Origin of the sequence: Aeromonas taiwanensis, assembly GCF_000820165.1 — a bacterium.
GTDB classification, from domain to species: Bacteria; Pseudomonadota; Gammaproteobacteria; order Enterobacterales; family Aeromonadaceae; genus Aeromonas; species Aeromonas taiwanensis.
Map to the genome: position 1 here is coordinate 40,755 of NZ_CDDD01000049.1, position 18,515 is coordinate 59,269.

Below are 18,515 nucleotides of genomic sequence, written 5' to 3' on the forward strand. Positions count from 1 at the left end.
AATATGATTCGTTTACTAGATATTACCTTATCTTTTTTCGGGCTTGTTTTTCTATTCCCAATACTTATATTGCTGATGTTGGCTGGTTTGTTTGATACTGGCTCTCCTCTTTTCTGCCAAACGAGAGTAGGCAGGAACAAAAAACCATTTGTCTTGGTTAAATTTAGAACGATGAAGCTTGATACTGCTTCTGTCGCTAGCCATTTGGCGAGCTCCTCTTCGATCACCCCTTTCGGGCGCTTCTTACGCAAAAGCAAATTGGATGAGTTACCTCAGTTATGGAATGTATTGAAAGGGGAAATGAGTTTGGTCGGTCCAAGACCTTGCCTTTATAACCAGGATGAGTTGATTGACGCGAGAGACCAATTTGGCGTGTTTAAGGTTAGGCCTGGAGTTACAGGATTAGCTCAAGTAAGTAATATTGATATGTCAACACCAGCACTTCTAGCGAAAACTGATGCAGAAATGATTCGTTCTCTTTCAGTAAAATCTTATTTCAACTACATACTGCAGACTGTTATAGGAAAAGGTGCCGGGGATAGGGTAAAACCCTGAAATAGTCTATTCCTGTAATTTTAAGCGTTGATAGGTGTGCACTAATGCTTACATATTTTTTGGGTCTTTCACGTACCTTGAAGAGGGTCGTCTCAATTTTAATCGATGCTTGCTTGCTGGGTGTCGCATTTTGGGGAGGGTATTGGGTTAGGCTAGATACCGGCATGCCTTTTAATAGCTTGCTGCATTGGGAGCTTCTAGCTGTATTAGTTCCTGTCACTGTATTGATATTTGCCAAACTTGGCTTGTATCGTGCTGTGTTACGCTATGTTGGCTTCAAAGTATTATGGACAGTGTCATTGGGTGTATTCCTGTCTACGATGTCACTTGTCATGCTTGCATTTTTCTTTGAAGCATTTTTACCAAGAACTGTATCTGTAATCTATTTTTCTTTCGCCATTTTACTGGTGGGTGGTGTCAGGCTATTTTTCAGGATGCTAGTTAATAGAGGGCAGGCGAGTCGTATCCCTGTACTCATCTATGGTGCAGGATCATCTGGGCGGCAACTTCAGTTGGCCTTGAATCAAGGGCAGGAGTTTTTTCCGGTTGCATTTGTTGATGACTCTCCCGCTTTAAGAAAAACGATGATACAGGGTATCAACGTTTATTCTCCCGAGCTTATCGGGGAGCTTATTGCACGGTTTGATATCAAAAAAATACTACTGGCAATACCTAGTGCTTCTCGCTCTGTGCGTCAAGCTGTTATCCATCGATTGGAGCACTTCCCTTGTGAGGTTCTTTCGATTCCAGGTATGGCCGATTTGGTTGGTGGTCATGCTTTAATTGATGAGCTGAAAGAGGTATCTATTGAGGATCTGTTGGGACGAGATCCTGTGGACCCGATATCTGGACTGTTAAATGCCAATATTAGTGGCAAGAGAGTCATGGTGACCGGGGCCGGTGGTTCAATAGGTTCTGAGTTGTGTCGGCAGATTGTATTTTGCAAGCCTGAGAAGCTTGTGTTGTTTGAGCTTTCTGAATATGGGTTATATGCAATCGAAAAAGAATTGAATGAATTATGCAAGAACAACAACCTTAGTGTTGACATCATCCCATTACTTGGTTCGGTGCAGCGCCAGCATAGGTTGAGTGCCGTCATGGAAAGTTTCTCGATTCAGACTGTATATCATGCTGCCGCATATAAGCATGTTCCTCTCGTTGAATATAATGTTGTTGAGGGTGTTAGGAATAATGTTTTTGGTACCCTTTACTGTGCTCAAGCTTCAATAGAGGCTGGTGTAGAAACCTTTGTCCTGATTTCAACAGACAAGGCTGTAAGACCGACGAATACCATGGGGGCAACAAAGCGTTTAGCGGAACTCGTTTTGCAGGCACTTGCTTCAGAACAACATAAGACTCGTTTTTGTATGGTGAGATTTGGTAATGTTCTGGGTTCGTCGGGGTCGGTAGTTCCCTTGTTTCGTCAACAAATTCTTCGTGGTGGTCCTATTACCGTCACGCATCCCGATATCATTCGATATTTTATGACGATTCCTGAGGCATCTCAGTTGGTCATACAGGCTGGCGCAATGGGGGCTGGGGGAGATGTCTTTGTCCTGGATATGGGCAAACCGGTGAAAATACTGGATCTAGCTCATAGAATGATCCGTTTGAGTGGACTTACGTTAAAAGATGAGCTTAATCCTGAAGGTGATATAGCAATCAACATCACAGGCTTACGTCCGGGGGAAAAGCTTTTCGAGGAGTTGCTAATTGGTGATGACGTTCAAGGTACTAGTCATCCTCGCATCATGACGGCTCGTGAGGGCATGCTGCCATGGCAAAGTCTTCGTGAATATCTTGTGAGTTTGGATGAGGCTTGTCATGCCTTCGAACATGACAGGATACGAAGCATATTACTGAGTGCACCAATAGGTTTTAAACCCACAGATGATATTTGTGATCTTGTTTGGCACTCGCGCCAAAAAAATAAGCAGCACATAAAAAAAACTCATGCTCATGGGATTAATTTCTTAACGGCGGAATCCCATGTGTCTGGTCACAACCAATGAGGGATTTGATATCATGCCCCTTTATATCATCTTTATAGGCTGCATATGGTGAAAATTGCCGTAGCGGAAACCGGCTATGTCGGTCTGTCCCATCCCGTGCTGCTTGCCCAGCACAACGAAGTTGTCGCCCTTGACCTAGTGGCTGAGAAAGTTTAGCTCATCAAGCAGGGCATGTACCCCATCGCAGACAACGAGCTGAACACCTATGCCCAAGCCCATGATCTGGGTCACCGCTATATCATCGAAAGAGTAGGGTTGGACCTAGGAGCGATAGTCACCACAACAATCTCTCCTTCGGTAATGGTAGTCCAGTGTGGGCTGTGGACTCATCGAGACCTTGAGGTGGGTCATCGGTCAGCCATCCACCTAGTATATGATGTCGATGATGCTAATGTAGCCAGACGACGTGCATGCTATCTGGTCTGATCTCAGGGGGGCGATAGCGTCGGTTATCAGCCCAAAATGACGGTTGCTGTGGTTTGAAAACCTATATCGACGATATCGTTACTATTATCGGCAAGCCCCATCCTTGCGGGCCTGCCGCGACCTTGGCGGTGGACCTGTCCACCCAGTTTACAATAAGAGAAATGCAATAATATGAGCAATCAAGAATCTACCTTGACACACTCACAGCCTGATCTTCCCCAAGGGTGGGTGTCGACTCGGCCTAGCCGTGAGGTCGACTTGCGTGATCTGATCCTTACGCTCTGGAGCAGCAAACTGCTGATCCTCTGCGTTGCCGGTTTGTTTGCGGCGGGAGGCATCGTCTATGCGCTGTTGGCCCCCCAAGTGTGGGTCAGCCAGGCCGAGATCAAGCCGCCTACCCTTAAGGAGATGGAATCCCTTGAACTTAACATCAACCAGTTGATAAATGCCCAAGTTCCAGAGACCGCCTTCACCGCCTTCGAGAAGAAGGCGCTTTATGATAACTTCGTTAATAATTTCAACAGCTTCGACAACAAGAGTCAATTCTTGTTGGAAGAAGGTTATCTGGATGCAGAAGCTGCGAAGCGAGGTGTCACTGACGACAAGGGCAAGCGGCGGCTGCTCCGGATGATGGCTGAGGGGATCAGCGCCAAGGCACCGGACAAGTTGCGAGAGGATGTCACACTCTCCTTTGCTGCCGATACTGCCACTGAAGCCAAGGCTCGCCTTGAGCATTATATCGTCTTTGTCCAGCAGAACGAGTCGACGGTTAAGGGCCAGGAGCTCATCACCATCTGGCAGAACCGGATCAAGACGTTGCAAACCCAGTATGAGAGCGCTAAGGCCGATACTCTCAAGCAACTAAAAGATGACATACAGCGTACCTCATACAGCCTGCGTATCAGCCAAGCAGCAGGGATCGATTCTCCGGTCGAGAATCTCAATATCCGCGATGGTTTTGCTATCGAATTGGGATCCCGCGCGTTGGCGGAAAAACTCAAGGTCCTTAAGGAGATCAAGAATCCTGATATATTAAACCCGGCCCTGAATGCTCTTCGCTTGCAACTGGGCAGCCTTCAGGCCATCAAGCTCGAGGTGCCGCCATTCCAGTCCTTCGTCTATCTGGCCTCGCCAAGCGAGCCCTTGAGCCGTGACAAGCCCAAGCGTCCCTTGGTCGTGGTGCTGGCCACCCTGCTTGGCGGCATGCTGGGGGTGGGAATCGTGCTGGTGCGCCATGCTTTTCGCAAGCATGAGCCAGAGCAGGCATAATCGTTACTAGATGAATCAAAGGGGGGGCTTAGCCCCCTTTTTGTTTCTTGGGTGGAGTGATGAACATGAGTGAGTGGGGTCAGGGAAGATGACGTCAACTGCAAGGGCGTTTGTGGTGGTCAGCGTGCTGTACTGGCTGCTTGGCATGCATTTCTTTATGCACAACCCAGGCGGGGCCGGGCTTTATCTGCCATTCAATGCCTGGGGCTGGATCTTCGCGAGTCTGATCATGGCGCTGGGGCTATGGCAGGTCACGCTCAACCAGCGGCTGATCGCTTCGCCGCTGCTGATGACCTTGTGGCTTGCAGGTTTGCTACTGCTGTTGCCCATGGCCTATCCCGACTTTGAGCTGAAAGACTACGCCATTCCCCGTTTGCTGGGGCTGTTTACCGGGCTGCTGTTTCTGGTGAGCCTCTATCAGTGGCGCTTTGATAGAGAGGCGCGCGACAGGCTGCTTTATCTGTTGCTTGGGGCGGTGGCCATAGAGGCGCTGCTCGGCCTGGTGCAGTATTACCTGCTGGTACCGGGTAACTGGATAGGCTACGACACCCGGGTCAACCGGCCCTACGGCATCTTTCAGCAGCCCAACGTGATGGCGAGCTTTATGGCGACCGGTCTGTCGCTGGCCATCTGGCTGGAAATGAGGGGGCACGCCAACCCCTGGCTCAAGGGGTTGCGTTATGGCGTAATCCTGGCGACGTCGGTGTTGCTGGTGGTGCTGCAGTCGCGGGTGGGGCAGCTGGGTGGGCTGCTGGCACTGTTCCTGCTCGTTCCGCAGCTCTATCGCCAGCACCAGTTGGGCAGGGTCCTGGTGCTGGTTGGGTTGGGCATCGCCCTGGGGCTGCTATCTCTGTACGGGTTGTCAGGGGCCAAACGGGGGCTGGAAATCTATCAATCCGGCGGCATGCGCTCCATCTACTGGCCTTACGCTGCCAAGCTCATCGCAGAGACACCCTGGACCGGCTGGGGTTATGGCAGTTTCGAGTCGGTGTTCCTCCATCACTACATGGCCGACAAGGCGCTGAACCCGGCCATGGTGCAGATCGAATACAACCTCGATCACCCCCACAACGAGTTTCTCTACTGGGCGGTGGAAGGGGGCCTGGCTCCCATGGTGGGCATGGTGCTGATGGGGGTTGCCCTGCTGTGGCGTGTGAGTCGGGCTGGCTGGGTCAAAGGTGCCGCCTTGCTGGCGCTGGTGACCCCCATCCTGCTGCATACCCAGACCGAATACCCGTTCTACCACGCCATCGCCCTGTGGTGGGCGCTGTTGCTGCTTATCTACGTGGTGGATGCGGAAGTGGAGGAGCAGGATCATGCGAATTGGCGGGAATATGTCTGTCGCCCCTGGCTCTTGTTGCGCTTCGCGGCCATCGCCATTCCCCTCATCGTCGTGCCCTTTATGCTGACGGCCATTCACACGGCCTGGGTGGTGACCAAGTATGAGCGGGGCGGTTACAAACAGCCGGCGCTCCTGCTCGACATCGTCAATCCCATGGCTTGGTTGGCCCGGGTGGAGTTTGACGTGAATGCGGTGCGCCTCATGGTGGGCCTGCAGGCCAACAACAAGGCCGAGCTGGAGGCCTATCTCGACTGGGGGAGGGCGTTCGTGCGCCACACCCCCAGGGCCAACATCTACGCCAACATGGTGATCGCCCTCAATGCCCTGGGTCGCAGTGGGGAGGCTGAGCGCCTGCGCACCGAGGCCCTGATGCTCTATCCGGGTGAGCCCTTGCTCACCGGCTCGGCGGCCAAACCGGTTGCCGCGACCCTGGAGCGTGCCCCCTCTTCATAGTCCGGTGTGACAGCACTCGGGATCTCCATCACGGCCGCTTTGCGGCCGTGATCATTTCCAGACCGGGCAAGCTGGCAGTCAGCTTGGATGAGGTAGCCTCCCGAGAGGGATGGCTGGCCGTGGCAAGGCGGTGCCATCGAGTCTGGACTGTTACCGGAGCCGATATCGTGAAGAAGAGTGCATTCATCGTCATCAGCTTTTTCACCTTGATGGGGCCGCCCACGCTCGCAGGCACCAGCGCCGTGGTGGAATACGGCATAGTGCAGAAGAGCCGTCTCATCCCCCTGGCGGCGTCTCACCAGAGGGAGGCCCGTCCTCTTCGCACCCTGGGAGCTGCGGCGCTCGGCGCCGCCGTGGGCAGCCAGTTTGGCGGTGGCTCAGGCCAGACAGTCGCGACCACAGTGGGGGCCGTCGCGGGGGCCGAGGTCTCGCGGCGCCGCCAGGGGGACAGTGTTCAGAGCCAGCCACGGGTCGAGCTCCTGATCAAGACGGAGGCGGGAAAACGGCTCAGCGTCGTGCAGGAGCAGGATCCTGCTCTCACCTTTGCCAGGGGGGAGAGGGTGCGCATCCTGACCACGGGGGCGGATACCCGGGTCGACAAGTCGCTCTAGGGCAGTGCCCGCAGTGGCGGATTGCTCAAGGTTGCAGCAAGGAGACCACCGGTTCGCAAAAATGGGGTTCTCTGCTGGACGGCGGGCACGCCTTGGCTAAGATAACCGTCTTAACGTCTTGTTTGGCAAGGGAGTATGACATGGAGATAGTACTTGGCCCGCTGGAGGCTCGCGTTATCGGCTGCTTGATTGAGAAAGAGATCTGCACGCCGGATCAGTACCCTCTCTCGCTCAATGCGCTGGTCAACGCCTGCAACCAGAAGAGCAACCGTGAGCCCGTGCTGGAGCTCGCCGAGCTCGACATCCGCGCCGTGATCGACGAACTCATCCGCCGCCGTCTGGTGGTCAATACCGCCGGTTTCAACGCCCGGGTGCCCCGCTACCAGCACCGCTTCTGCAACACCGAATTTGGCGAGCTCAAGTTCACGGCCCAGGAGCTCGGCATCGTCTGCGAGCTGCTGCTGCGCGGCCCGCAGACCCCGGGTGAACTGCGCTCGCGGACCAACCGCCTGTGCAGCTTCGACGACGTGACCGAGGTGGACGGGGTGCTGGCCGGGCTCATCGAGCGCGGCCCCTATGTGGTCAAGCTGCCCCGGGAGCCGGGCAAGCGGGAGTCCCGTTACGCCCACCTGTTCAGCGGGGAGATAGATTTGGATGCCCTGGCCGAGCAGATGCCCGTTGCCGGCAATTATGCCTCGCCGGCGGCGGACAGGCTGACGGCCCTGGAGGAGGAGGTCGCGACCCTCAAGGCGCAGTTGCAGGCCCTGGAAGCCCGCCTGGCACAGCTAGAAGGCTGAGCGCCAAGCCAGATCCCCCTCATGAGGCGCTGCGGCGCCTCTTTTATTGCGCAGGCCAGCCCCCTGACTGGCGGCCCATCCGGATTCCTCCTCCGCTTTTTTTGCACTATTTGATCCTTAAGGGTCGAGCCGCCGCCGCTTTCCCGTTAAAATTCCGCCTTTGCATCTGCCCGTGAGTTCCGATGTCAGCCTTCACCCTCTCTTCGGATTGCCATGCCCTGCTCAGCGAGCTGCAACTGCAGCGCGCCGCCAGCACTCGTTACCTGCAAGACACGCTGTACCCGCAGCACACGCCCGAGCGAACGCTGACCGACACCTTGAACCGGTTGCAACACCTGGGGCTGATCCGACAGCGTACGGAGCAGCAGTGGAGCCTGACGGCGGAGGGAACCCTGACCCTGATCCTGGCGGTGCGAGCGGGGGAGTGCCCCATGCCGGACTGGAGCCGGGTGCCCTCGGTCACGGGGCAGGAGATGGCCCAAGGGGTGGTGCGCCAGCTCTGTCTGGGGGAGGCGGGCCAGATCCCGCCCTATTACCCGGCGGCTGAGCTGCTGAGCCTGCTGGATCTGCCCGATGCCCACCGCCTGCTGCCGGGCTCGAGCCCGGCCTGGCAAACCCTGCTGCTGGAACACTTCGCCCTGCAGACCCTGCTGGACGCCGAGCCAGACGCGAATTGGCCGCTGACCCCGGTGGTCGCGGCCTGTGGTCCGGCACTGACGGCGCAGGCCGATGCGCTGGCCGCCGAGTGGGCGTGGCTCTGCGGCCCGCTCGGCGGCGAGGTGATCACTCACTGGCCGGCGCTGCAGCGGTTGGCCGAGCAGGGGGATGAAGGGCCCCTGCTCGAGCGACTCCTGGAAGCCCTCGATCAGTGGCGGGGGGGGGGAGCCGCCTCCTGGCCCAGGATGTTCAGCGCCTTGCTCTGGTTGGGGTGGCTGCAACAGGCAGATCCCGTGCGGGCCAGCGAACAGCGCAAGAAGTGGCAGCGCAGCCTGGGCCATGGCTTCCCTCTGCTGGCGGATCTGCTGGGGCAGTGGGCCGGCGATCGCCACGGCCAGGCCGTCGGCCTGTTCGATACCCTGCAGTTGCCGCCGGAGGAGCTCCACTGGGGCTACCTATGGCTCGATCTCTGCGCCCTCGCGCGCCACGGCGAGCAGAGCCCCCAGGTGGCCATACTGCACAAGTGGGACCTCTCCCACGTGCTGGCGGCCGAGCCCCGCCACCGGCTGATGGCCTTCTGTCAGGATCTGCTGCGACTCCTGCTGGGGAGGGAGGCGCGCCATGCCCCGCTGCACGCCTTGCGTGTCGCCACCCAAGAAGAAGCTGAGCCGGATGACGAGGGCAAGGCGCCCGCGTCGGCCAACTGGCTAAACTGGTTGCAGGGGCTGGGGCGCTCGAGCGGCGTGCGCAAGCCGCAGGAGCGGCTGGTCTGGCTGCTCCACGCCGAGGGGCCCGAGCTCGAATGCAAGATCCAGAAGCAGAGCACCAAGGGGGAGTGGACCGCCGGGCGCCGGGTCGATCCGGCCCTGCTCTCCACCCAGTACGCCAGCCTGCTGGACGAGGCGGACTGGGCGCTGGTGCGCACCCTGCCACGCAACATGGGCAAGCTGCCGCGAGACGCCTGGGAGCCCCTGGCGAGCCACCCGCGCCTGTTCAATGCCAGGGGGCAGAGGCTGCAACTGGCCATCAGCGCCCCCCTGCTGCATATAGTGCGTGTTGACAGCGCCGGCGAGCAGGCGTCTCAGGAGGCGCACATGAGCGCCCTGCTGAGCCCGGCTGCCGCGGCCCGCGGCGCGCACATCGTGCCCCTGGCTCAGGATCTGTGGCAGCTGATCCTGACCCCCCAGGCGCTGGTCGACAGGCTGCCTGCGCTGGCCTCCATTCCGATGCTGCCACCGGCGGGGCTGGAGGAGCTGCAACGGGTCCTGGATGGCATCCCGGATCTCCCCTGGCACAGCCAGGTGGCGGGGCTTGCGGGCAATGCCGAGCTGGCCCCCTGGCCCGGCGTCCCCTCGGTCCAGCTGGACTGGCAGGAGGGGCAGCTGGTGGTCCAGCTGGTGACCCGCGAGGGCGAACTGCCCCCCTTGCCCCTTGGCAAGGGGGAGGCCATCGTGCGCCAGGGGATCCGCGAGTACCACTATTGGCAGCGTGATCTGGCCGCCGAGAAGGCGGAGGCCCAGCGGCTGCGCAACCAGCTGCCCATCGGCCTGCCCGGTATCGAGTGGAAGCTGGATGGCGAGCAGGCGCTGACCCTGGTCAACGCCTTGCCCGAGCTGGTGGACGCCGGTGTGGTCGTGCACTGGCATCAGGACAGCGCAAGGCTCAAGAGCCTGGACGAGGCGGCCCTGAGCCTGCGCATCGAGCGGCGCCAGGACTGGTTCCAGGTGGAGGGGGCCCTGGCGCTGGACGAGCACCAGATCCTCGATCTGCGCCTCATCCTGCGCCAGCTAACCCCGGGTCAGCGCACCGTCCAGCTAGACGAGAAGACCAGCCTGATGCTGAGCGACAAGCTGGTGGAGCGCCTCACCGTGCTGGGGGCCATGCTGGACGGCGAGCAGCGCATCAGCCACAAGCTGGCCTACCCGCTCACCCGCCTGCTCTCCGTCATTACCACGGAGGGAGACGACGCCTGGCACGCCCTGCAGCAGGAGTGGCAACAGGAGGTGAGTTGCCCGCCCGAGCTCCTGACGGCGCTGCGGGACTATCAGAAGGAGGGGGTGCGCTGGATGGCGACCCTGGCACACCACGGCTTCGGGGCCTGCCTGGCCGACGACATGGGCCTTGGCAAGACGCTGCAGGCGCTCATCGTACTGCGCATGCGCCAGCACCTGGGCCCGGCCCTGGTGGTGGTGCCCAAGTCAGTGGTCACCAACTGGCAGGAAGAGGTGGCACGGTTCGCCCCCGAGCTGGAGGTGGTGGTGTTCGACAACCCCGCCGAGCGGGCGACGCTGATCCAGGAGGCCAGAGCCGGGCAGATCGTCCTGGTCAACTACGGCATGCTTGGCAGCCTCTCCCAGTCCCTCAAGTCCCGCCATTGGGCGAGCATGGTGCTGGACGAGGCGCAGCAGATCAAGAATGCCGGCACCCAGCGCGCCAAGCTGCTGTTCCAGCTCGACGGTGATTTTCGCCTGGCCCTCTCCGGCACCCCCATCGAGAACCATCTGGGGGAGTTGTGGAGCCTGTTCAGCTTCATCAACCCCGGCCTGCTCGGCAGCCTCGGGGAGTTCAAGCGTCGCTTCGGCAAGGCGGTGAAGGATCCCCAGCACATGGCGATGCTGCGGGCGGTGATCAGCCCCTTCATCCTGCGTCGCCTCAAGCAACAGGTGCTGAAAGAGCTGCCGGACAAGACCGAGATCATCCACCACATCAGTCTCTCCCCGGAGGAGCGCCAGCTCTACGAGGCGACGCGGCGCGAGGTGGTGCAGCAGGTGCAAAGCGCCGATGGCCGGGCCCTGATGCACGTGCTGAGCGGCCTGACCCGGCTGCGGCGCCTCTGTTGCTCCCCCCAGCTGGTGATGCCGGAGTGGTCCCAGACCAGCAGCAAGCTGGACGAGGCCATGGCGCTGCTGGACGAGGCCATCGACGGCGGCCACCGGGTGCTGGTGTTCAGCCAGTTCGTCGATCTGCTGAGCCTGCTGCGCAGCCGCATTGAGCAGCGCCAGTGGGACTACTGCTATCTGGACGGTGGCTGCTCCGCCAAGTCCCGTCAGGAGTCCATCCTGCGTTTTCGCCACGAAGCGGTGCCCCTGTTTCTCATCAGCCTCAAGGCGGGGGGGACCGGGCTCAACCTGACCCAGGCCGATACCGTCTTGCACCTGGACCCCTGGTGGAACCCGGCGGTGGAGGATCAGGCGAGCGATCGGGCTCATCGCATGGGGCAGACCCAGCCGGTGACCGTGTACCGGCTGGTGTGCGAGCAGACGGTGGAGGAGAAGATAGTGGCGCTGCACGACGAGAAGCGGGCCCTGGCAGACGGCCTCCTGAGCGGCCAGTCCGAGGTGAAGGGGCTGGATGTGGAGAGCCTGCGGGCCCTGCTGATGAGCTGACGGGCAATCACGGACGAGGGGGAGCATCATGCTCCCCCTCGTCGTTTTCGGGTTGTGTGGCCGGCCGGTGCTGGCGAGGAGCGTTATTGCCCGTGTTACCCCTGATAGAGGTAGAGGTGCAGCCGCTCTATGATGGGATCGCCGCCAATCTTGCGATCCCGCCGGGCCTGGCGCAGCTTGGGCGGGTAGTGCCCCAGGTGGGTAACGCCGGGGGGCGTGTCGGAGCAGAGCAGCAGCGGCAGGCTCGCCTTGAGCTGCTGCTTGCGTGGCTCCCTGTCCTGCCAGAGCAGGTTGATCATGGGGTGGGTCTTGACCGGCCGGCGGATCCGAAGCTCGGCATCCGCCGGCAGACGGCGAATGTCGTACACCTCCTGATCCACCATCTTGCTCCACTCCTCGTTGTCCGACAGCGCCGGGATGTAGCGGCGGCTGCGCTCAAGCATCTCCAGCACCTGCTCGCGGCTGAGGCGGCTGATGCTCTGCTTGTCGGCCCAGGTGAAGCCGAGGGAGTGGAGCTCCCCCGCGAGCAGGGTCAGCTTGCGATAAACCTGCAGGGTGATGACGCCGGGCAGGGCGCCGTGCACCAGCTCGAACTTCTCGTCCCGCCCGCCTGCGGCCTGTACCAGGGTCTTGAAGGCGAGCTTGTGGCCGTTGATCTCTTCGAGCAGCGGGCGCAGCCGTGCGGCGCTGGCGGCGGGGAAGCGCAGCCAGCCCGGCAGCCGGTGCGTGGCCTTGGTGGAACAGCCGGGGCGGGCGCTGTGATCCTGAAAGGCCGCCAGGGTTGCGGCCAGCGCCGCCTCGCCCGAGAGGTGGCCCACGTCGATGGTCTCGATGGGATCGTGCTCTTCCCCCTGTGGCACGGGAGGGAGAGGATAGACATGGGCCTCCAGCAAATCGAGCTGGCCGAGCTGCCGGGCGAGGCGGGCCAGGGCCTCTTCCAGCAGGGCCATCTGCTGACGCAGGGCGGCGGTGGGGGTGAAGGTATCCATCGGCAGGTCCTGTGTGTGGCCTCTCCATCGTTCACCGGGGAGGGCAGCATGATAAACTACTGTATAAATAACCATACCAGCATGTCGACAGAGCGCCAAGTGCCCCTTTTTCACCTCAAGCGGTGCAATCAGTCTGGCGGCCAGGCCGAGTTACCCATCAGTATCTTTCTGTTAAATAACGATCTTTAAATGATCCAATCGTTAACAATTGACGGTGAGGGCACCCGGGGCGCTCGTTGCCGCCCTAGTGACCAGTGCATAGCTAACATGGGAAAGTGCATAGTTAGAAGCCCGGGATGCAGGAGAAAATGCTGCCGAGTGGTCAAAGGTGATTCTTGGTTGGTATTTTGTAGATAATTCATGTAGTTACAATGTTAGGTGTAGCGACATCAACCATTACTTTTACTAATGTCATGTATCAAAATTCGTCAATTGAGACGCCTCACCGGCCTGACTAAGCTCTGCGCATCAAATCCGAGCCTTGCGCAGAACTAGAGAGAGGAGCCATATCATGGCCAACATGACTTATACCGAAGCCGGTTACCAGCATTCCAGCGAATCGAATCTGGTTGCTCGCGCCAAGATGACCGTACTGACCTGGCTGGAACGCAGCCGCAGCCGCCGCCAGCTCTCCGAGCTGCCCGCCTACCTGCTCAAGGACATCGGTCTGAACGAAGCCGACCGCTATCAAGAGACCACCAAGCCGTTCTGGCGTGGTTGATCAGCTGGGCATGGATGCCTTGTTTTTTTGCTGATTATTTGGGCATGATGCCCATGGCCCGACCCGAGGCCTGATTTTCCCCCTGTGTGTTGCAGCCCCTCGATACGGCTTCCTGCCTTTTGCTCCCCCTTATGTTCGTGCCTTACGAGCAGCCATCATCAGTTGTTAATTTTGTATCCTTACTGTTTGAATTTGTTTAAAAACTGATTTTCAGCCCGCCCGCTTTACGTATAATCCGCCCATGGTATTCCCGACAAGAGGGTGAGATGGATGATTCCCCAGCATGACTTTTTGGCCCTGACACGCCGCCACGAGTGGCAGCTTGATCCCTTCGCCTTCGATCTGCCTGATGGCACCAGAGTGAGCGTATGGGACACTGGTGTGCTCTGCCTGGAACCTGCCCATGGGGCAGGGGAGCTGCCGGGGGGGCGCAAGGATATCGTGCTCTCCTGCGGCATCCACGGCAACGAGACCGCTCCCATCGAGATCTGCAACCAGCTGCTGAGCCGGCTGCTCAGCGGGGAGCTCAGGGCCCGTCACCGGGTGCTGTTCCTCTTTGGCAACCCCGCAGCCATGAACCAGGGGCTGCGGGAGGTGGAAGAGAACATGAACCGGCTCTTCTCCGGCGCCCACAGCAGGGGGGAGGGGCTGTGCAACCGGGAGCGCATTCGCGCCATGCGCCTGGAGCAGTATGTGAGCCGCTTCTTTGCCAACCCGGCCAGGCCTCGCTATCACTACGATCTGCACACCGCCATCCGCGGCTCGCGCCACGAGAAGTTTGCCGTCTATCCCTTCCCCCACGAGCGCCCGCACTGCAAGGAGCAGGTGCGCTTCCTCGGGGCCTGTGGCGTACGCACCATACTGCTTTCGAGCGGTCCGACCACCACCTTCAGCTATTACAGCTCGCACCAGCACGGCGCCCATGCCTTCACCGTGGAGCTGGGCAAGGTACGCCCCTTCGGCGAGAACGACATGACCCGTTTCATCGAGGCGCGCCAGGCGTTGCAGGAGCTGGTGACCCAGGACGAGGTGCAGCTCGAACCCTGGCAGGCGGATGACTTCACTATCTTTGCCATCGATCGCGTGATCAACAAGCAGTCGGCCCAGTTCCGCTTCCTGTTTGCCAGCGACGTGGACAATTTCACCGAGTTTCCCCAGGGGTTTGTGCTGGCCGAAGACGGGGATCTGCAATACAAGGTAGAAAAACCGCGGGAGGCGGTGGTCTTCCCCAACGCCAACGTGGCCATCGGCCAGCGCACCATGCTGCTGGTGGTGCCTACCCGCTTGTGGGAGTGACTCGGGTCTGCCTTCTCGAGGCAAACCCGCGTCCCGGGCGGACGACAGCTCCGCTCTTCGGGGAGAAGTGATCCCGAACTCACTCTGGAAGGGAGCCTGAATAGGCTCCCTTCTACGTTTCTGCTCGCCGAAAATTCACTGCCTTTCAGAAATTAAAGAAGTTTCTACTGGTCTTACCTGGCTGAATCTCATTGCCCTTTGATTAACATTCTATTTACATTCTAAGGGTCACCTCATGGTGGTGACGATGACAACGGCAAGGAGCCAGTTATGACCCATGTCGACATCCCCTTCCTTCGTTACCTCGATGAGGAGGGGCGCCCGGTCGCAACACTGCCGACCTGGCTGGACAAGGCGATACTGCACACCTTCTACCGCAACATGGTGATGGTGCGCAGCTACGACAAGAAAGCGATTGCACTGCAGCGGACCGGCAAGCTCGGCACTTTCCCCTCCCACCTCGGTGCCGAGGCGGTAGGGATAGGGGTCGGTCTCGCCATGCAGCCCCAGGATGTCTATGTGCCCTACTATCGGGACATGCCCACCCTCTACGTGCGTGGGGTACCCATGGAGCAGAACCTGCAGTACTGGGGCGGGGATGAGAGGGGCAGCGTCTTTTACAAGGCCGATGGCGAGCTGTCGGAAGATCTGCCCATCTGTGTGCCCATCGCGACCCAGATCACCCACGCCGCCGGGGTGGCGGCCGCCTTCAAGCTGCGCAACCAGCCCAGGGTGGCCGTGGTCACCATCGGCGATGGCGGCACCTCCAAGGGGGACTTCCTCGAGGGGCTCAACTGCGCCGGTGTCTGGCATCTCCCCATGGTGATGATCATCAACAACAACCAGTGGGCCATCTCGGTGCCCCGCAAGCTGCAGTCGAGCGCCCCGACCCTGGCCCAGAAAGGGATAGGGGCCGGGGTGCGCAGCATCCAGGTCGACGGCAACGATGTGGTGGCCGTCTTCGATGCGACCCGCACCGCCATCGAGCGTGCCCGCAGTGGCAAGGGGCCGACCCTCATCGAGGCGGTCAGCTACCGGCTCGGGGATCACACCACCGCCGACGATGCGACCCGTTATCGCGACGGCGCCGAGGTGGAAGCCGCCTGGGCCAAGGAGCCTGTCAAGCGGCTGCGCCAGTTCATGGCCGGGCAGGGGTGGTGGGATGAAGCGCTGGAGCAGGAGTTGCTGGCGGAGGCAAGCCGGGAAGTCGAGCGCGCCGTCGCCGCCTATGAGGCCGTTGCGCCCCAGGCGCCGGAAACCCTGCTGGACTACCAGTTTGCCGAGCTGCCGAAGGACTATCGCGCCCAGCGTCGGCGCATCATCGCCAAGGGCATGCAACAGCATGGCGGGGAGGAAGCATGAGTGATATGACGTTGCTCGAGGCCGTCAATCTGGCGTTGCACCACGAGATGGAACACGACCCCGACGTGGTGGTGCTGGGAGAGGACGTGGGGGTCAACGGTGGGGTGTTTCGTGCCACCGTGGGCCTGCGCGACAAGTTCGGCTTCAAGCGGGTGATAGACACGCCGCTGGCGGAGGGGCTGATCGCCGGGGTGGCGGTGGGCATGGCGACCCAGGGGCTCAAGCCCGTCGCCGAGTTCCAGTTCCAGGGGTTCATCTTCCCCGGCATGGAGCAGATCGTCTGCCAGGCGGCACGCATGCGCAACCGCACCCGTGGCCGCCTCACCTGCCCCATCGTATACCGCTCGCCCTATGGCGCCGGCATCCATTCCCCCGAACACCACAGCGAGAGCGTGGAGGCGTTGTTTGCCCACATCCCAGGGCTCAGGGTGGTCATCCCCTCCAGCCCGAGACGGGCCTATGGCCTGCTGCTCTCGGCCATTCGCGACCCGGATCCTGTGCTCTTCTTCGAGCCTGATCGCATCTATCGTTCCATGAAGTCGGACGTGGTGGATGACGGCGTCGGCCTGCCCCTGGATGTCTGTTTCACTCTGAGGCCGGGTCGGGATCTGACCGTGGTCGCCTGGGGGGCCTGCATCCAGGAGGTGATGCGGGCAGCCGCGCAGCTGGCGGAGCAGGACATCCAGTGCGAGGTGCTGGATCTCGCCACCATCAAGCCGCTGGACATGGAGACCATCCTGACCTCGGTACGCAAGACCGGGCGTCTGCTGGTGGTGCACGAGGCCTGTGGCAGCTTCGGGGTGGGCGCCGAGATAGTGGCGCGGGTGACCGAAGAAGTGCTCACTAGCCTTAAGGCGCCTCCCAGGAGGTTGACCGGGGTGGATGCCGCCGTCCCCTACTATCGCAACGAGGAGTATTACCTCATCACCGAGCAGGATATCGCGGATGCGGCTCGCCAGCTGATGGAGAACAAATGGCTATGACGTTGCAAGGATGTCTGCGAGCAGGCGGCCGGGCAACGCCCCGCCATGAATGCTGTCAACTTTTGGTGATGTCTCTGCGGATGGAGAACGGGTCATGAAATTTTTCAAATTACCGGATCTGGGTGAAGGACTGGCCGAGGCCGAGATCGTCGAATGGAAGGTGAGTGCCGGCGATACCGTGAGTGTCGATCAGGTGCTGTTGTCGGTGGAGACCGCCAAGGCGCTGGTGGATGTGCCCTCGCCGGTGGCAGGGGTGATCGCCCGGCTGTGCGGTCAGGAGGGGGATATCCTGCACATCGGCGCCCCCCTGGTGGAATTCGAGGGGGGCGAGGATGACGGTACCGTCGTGGGCAAGGTGAGCTCCCATCAGCAGCACATCGAGGATCACTTCGTGGTGGGCGCCATGACCCCAGGTGGCAGCCTGGTGCAAGCCATGCCTGCGGTGCGCCTGCTGGCGCAGAAGCTGGGGCTGGACATCGACAGGATCAAGGGTAGTGGCAACGCTGGCATGGTGACCGAGCAGGACGTGCAGAGCGCCTTCGAGGCCCAGCAGGAGAGCGGCAACGAATTCCTCAAGGGATCGCGGCGGGCCATGGCCAAGGCAATGGAGCTTTCCCACCAGACTGTGGTGCCGGTCAGCATCACGGACGAGGTGGACTTGCGCCACTGGCGGGCTGACGAAGACGTGACGGTGCGCCTCATCAAGGCAATCGGGGTCGCCTGTCGGGCCGAGCCCTCCATGAATGCGTGGTTTGACGGGGATACCCTGTCACGGCGCCTGTTCAAGGAGGTCAACGTGGCCATTGCGGTGGATTCCAGGCACGGGCTCTATGTGCCGGTGATGGAGAATGTGGCAGAGCGGGGCAGGGCTGACATCCGCCAGGGGCTGGATCGGATGATCGCCGACGTGAAGGCGCGGGCCGTGCCGCGGGAGATGCTGCAGGGGGCGACCATCACGCTCACCAACTTCGGCGCCATCGCGGGCCGTTACGCCAGCCCCATCGTCACGCCACCCCAGGTGGCCATCATAGGGGCGGGCAAATTGTTCGAGAAGGTGGTGTTCGTGCACGGTGAAGCGCGTCCGGTCAGGGCACTGCCGCTGTCGATGACGTTCGATCACCGGGCCTGTACCGGCGGCGAGGCGGCACGCTTCCTCAAAGCCCTGGTTCAGGCACTGGAATCTGCGGAGGTATAAGCGTTTGTACCCTGCCTCTGGCAGGGTACAAATTTGTTTGCGTAATCGACAAAGGGACGTATAATCTCAACCAGCTTGAAAGGGCGATAGTTATGTCAATGAATATGATGTTTTGCATCTTTTCCTGTTGTTCATAAGTTAATCCCGTTTTTTGAGCTTTATCCGCTGAAAAGCATAAGTAATTATTTTGAATACAGGTTTAAAGATATGTCCAACATGATCACCGGTACCGTCAAGTTCTTCAACGAAACCAAAGGCTTTGGCTTCATTCAGCAAGAAAACGGCCCGGACGTTTTCGTTCACTTCAGCGCCATCCAAGGTAACGGCTTCCGTACCCTGGCTGAAGGTCAGCGCGTACAGTTCTCTGTGACCCAAGGTCAGAAAGGCCCGCAGGCTGAGAACGTAACTGCTCTGTAATTCTTACAGAATTTAAGAAAGCCGTGGTACCTCTGGTGCCACGG

General features: G+C 59.9%; 14 protein-coding genes. 13 read left to right on the forward strand and 1 reads right to left on the reverse strand.

Annotated elements, in window-relative coordinates:
- The first annotated feature begins 3 nt into the window (after positions 1-3).
- From BN1136_RS08170 to BN1136_RS08200, 7 genes are all read left to right on the forward strand, one after another.
- Positions 4-555 (forward strand): sugar transferase, encoded by a 552-nt coding sequence (locus BN1136_RS08170; RefSeq protein WP_043759337.1) that lies wholly within the window; start codon positions 4-6, stop codon positions 553-555.
- A gap of 44 nt (positions 556-599) precedes the next feature.
- Positions 600-2,567 carry a polysaccharide biosynthesis protein gene (locus BN1136_RS08175; RefSeq protein ID WP_043759338.1) on the forward strand — a complete coding sequence of 656 codons (1,968 nt, stop codon included), beginning with the start codon at positions 600-602 and terminating at the stop codon, positions 2,565-2,567.
- Between the two features lie 684 nt (positions 2,568-3,251).
- Complete coding sequence (locus BN1136_RS08180) at positions 3,252-4,262, forward strand: LPS O-antigen chain length determinant protein WzzB (protein ID WP_043759350.1); 1,011 nt, start codon at positions 3,252-3,254, stop codon at positions 4,260-4,262.
- 88 nt (positions 4,263-4,350) lie between these two features.
- Positions 4,351-6,057 carry a PglL family O-oligosaccharyltransferase gene (locus tag BN1136_RS08185; protein ID WP_043759351.1) on the forward strand — a complete coding sequence of 569 codons (1,707 nt, stop codon included), beginning with the start codon at positions 4,351-4,353 and terminating at the stop codon, positions 6,055-6,057.
- Positions 6,058-6,224: 167 nt separating this feature from the next.
- Positions 6,225-6,668: a glycine zipper 2TM domain-containing protein gene (locus BN1136_RS08190; RefSeq protein ID WP_081843675.1), complete on the forward strand. Its 444-nt coding sequence runs from the start codon at positions 6,225-6,227 to the stop codon at positions 6,666-6,668.
- A 140-nt stretch (positions 6,669-6,808) separates the two neighbouring features.
- Complete coding sequence (locus BN1136_RS08195; RefSeq protein WP_043759352.1) at positions 6,809-7,465, forward strand: YceH family protein; 657 nt, start codon at positions 6,809-6,811, stop codon at positions 7,463-7,465.
- 182 nt (positions 7,466-7,647) lie between these two features.
- Positions 7,648-11,508: a DEAD/DEAH box helicase gene (locus BN1136_RS08200; RefSeq protein ID WP_043808347.1), complete on the forward strand. Its 3,861-nt coding sequence runs from the start codon at positions 7,648-7,650 to the stop codon at positions 11,506-11,508.
- Between the two features lie 95 nt (positions 11,509-11,603).
- On the opposite strand, the gene BN1136_RS08205 is transcribed toward BN1136_RS08200, so the two are convergent.
- Complete coding sequence (locus BN1136_RS08205) at positions 11,604-12,497, reverse strand: DNA replication terminus site-binding protein (protein WP_043759353.1); 894 nt, start codon at positions 12,495-12,497, stop codon at positions 11,604-11,606.
- Between the two features lie 511 nt (positions 12,498-13,008).
- Here BN1136_RS08205 and BN1136_RS08210 point away from each other — a divergent pair.
- From BN1136_RS08210 to BN1136_RS08235, 6 genes are all read left to right on the forward strand, one after another.
- A complete protein-coding gene (locus BN1136_RS08210) occupies positions 13,009-13,218 on the forward strand; it encodes a DUF1127 domain-containing protein (RefSeq protein ID WP_043759354.1) in 210 nt (69 codons plus the stop codon).
- Positions 13,219-13,488: 270 nt separating this feature from the next.
- Positions 13,489-14,514, forward strand: a complete 1,026-nt coding sequence (gene astE, locus BN1136_RS08215) for a succinylglutamate desuccinylase (protein WP_043759355.1) — start codon at positions 13,489-13,491, stop codon at positions 14,512-14,514.
- Positions 14,515-14,784: 270 nt separating this feature from the next.
- Entirely contained in the window at positions 14,785-15,876 is a 1,092-nt protein-coding gene (gene pdhA, locus BN1136_RS08220) for a pyruvate dehydrogenase (acetyl-transferring) E1 component subunit alpha (protein WP_043759357.1), read from the forward strand.
- Positions 15,873-16,859, forward strand: a complete 987-nt coding sequence (locus BN1136_RS08225) for an alpha-ketoacid dehydrogenase subunit beta (protein ID WP_043759359.1) — start codon at positions 15,873-15,875, stop codon at positions 16,857-16,859. Before pdhA ends, BN1136_RS08225 begins: the two co-directional genes overlap by 4 nt.
- A 94-nt stretch (positions 16,860-16,953) precedes the next feature.
- On the forward strand, positions 16,954-18,054 hold the full coding sequence (locus BN1136_RS08230; protein WP_043759360.1) for a dihydrolipoamide acetyltransferase family protein: 1,101 nt from the start codon (positions 16,954-16,956) through the stop codon (positions 18,052-18,054).
- A gap of 207 nt (positions 18,055-18,261) precedes the next feature.
- A complete protein-coding gene (locus BN1136_RS08235) occupies positions 18,262-18,471 on the forward strand; it encodes a cold-shock protein (RefSeq protein ID WP_005302803.1) in 210 nt (69 codons plus the stop codon).
- The last annotated feature ends 44 nt before the right edge of the window (positions 18,472-18,515 follow it).

Bases quoted from the DNA above. Each gene is read 5' to 3' on its own strand.
- BN1136_RS08170 (WP_043759337.1), top strand. From the start codon at position 4: ATGATTCGTTTACTAGATATTACCTTATCTTTTTTCGGGCTTGTTTTT.
- BN1136_RS08175 (WP_043759338.1), top strand. From the start codon at position 600: ATGCTTACATATTTTTTGGGTCTTTCACGTACCTTGAAGAGGGTCGTC.
- BN1136_RS08185 (WP_043759351.1), top strand. From the start codon at position 4,351: ATGACGTCAACTGCAAGGGCGTTTGTGGTGGTCAGCGTGCTGTACTGG.
- BN1136_RS08195 (WP_043759352.1), top strand. From the start codon at position 6,809: ATGGAGATAGTACTTGGCCCGCTGGAGGCTCGCGTTATCGGCTGCTTG.
- BN1136_RS08200 (WP_043808347.1), top strand. From the start codon at position 7,648: ATGTCAGCCTTCACCCTCTCTTCGGATTGCCATGCCCTGCTCAGCGAG.
- BN1136_RS08205 (WP_043759353.1), bottom strand. From the start codon at position 12,497: ATGGATACCTTCACCCCCACCGCCGCCCTGCGTCAGCAGATGGCCCTG.
- BN1136_RS08210 (WP_043759354.1), top strand. From the start codon at position 13,009: ATGGCCAACATGACTTATACCGAAGCCGGTTACCAGCATTCCAGCGAA.
- astE (WP_043759355.1), top strand. From the start codon at position 13,489: ATGATTCCCCAGCATGACTTTTTGGCCCTGACACGCCGCCACGAGTGG.
- pdhA (WP_043759357.1), top strand. From the start codon at position 14,785: ATGACCCATGTCGACATCCCCTTCCTTCGTTACCTCGATGAGGAGGGG.
- BN1136_RS08225 (WP_043759359.1), top strand. From the start codon at position 15,873: ATGAGTGATATGACGTTGCTCGAGGCCGTCAATCTGGCGTTGCACCAC.
- BN1136_RS08230 (WP_043759360.1), top strand. From the start codon at position 16,954: ATGAAATTTTTCAAATTACCGGATCTGGGTGAAGGACTGGCCGAGGCC.
- BN1136_RS08235 (WP_005302803.1), top strand. From the start codon at position 18,262: ATGTCCAACATGATCACCGGTACCGTCAAGTTCTTCAACGAAACCAAA.